The sequence below is a fragment of the Psychrobacter sp. 1Y4 genome (genome assembly GCF_051847555.1).
Map to the genome: position 1 here is coordinate 1 of NZ_JBPYDE010000605.1, position 680 is coordinate 680.

Below are 680 nucleotides of genomic sequence, written 5' to 3' on the forward strand. Positions count from 1 at the left end.
TCAGATCGATACAGCCGACGTACCAAAAGGTCGTCTATCAATCGACGCAGCGGGTACGCCCGATCTGATTAGTATCCGCAAACTAAATTATAATGGTGAAGCTGGCGCAGTGAATGCCAAAGGCGTCATTGATTTGCGTAATAACATCGGCTGGACCGTCGATGGTCGCTTTGACAACTTCAATTTGGGTTACTTTTTACCCAATAATCCAGCAATCATCACAGGTGATCTAAAAACCAGTGGCGAGTGGCAGGCTGCGCCTAAAAACAGCCCAAATACTGCAGGTACATTACAGCGTTTTGCCGTGAATTTTGATGGGGTCTTGGATGCCGAGCAATTACCAGCAGGTAAGCTCAACATTGAGGCTAGCGGCGATAGCCAACTAATTCGTATCAAGCGCTTCCGCCACGTGGGTGCAGCAGGTAGTATCGATGCCACAGGAACGGTCGATGTGCGTCAAGGCATTGCGTGGGACATCAATGCGGTGATGGATCGCTTCAATATTGGATATTTCTTAAAGGATACACCAAGCCTTATCACGGGTACCATCGATACGGATGGGCGCTGGGGCGATACACAGCAAACGATCAATATCAAAAAAATTAATCTGAGCGGTATGCTGAAAGGCCAGCCACTTAGTGCTAAAGGTAGTTTGGCCGCAAAACTGCGCTTGCCAAAAG

General features: G+C 48.2%; 1 protein-coding gene. It reads left to right on the top strand.

The window, feature by feature from the left end:
• The coding region (locus ACS8FC_RS17845; protein WP_459112979.1) for an AsmA family protein at positions 1-680 on the top strand (680 nt) is incomplete at both ends.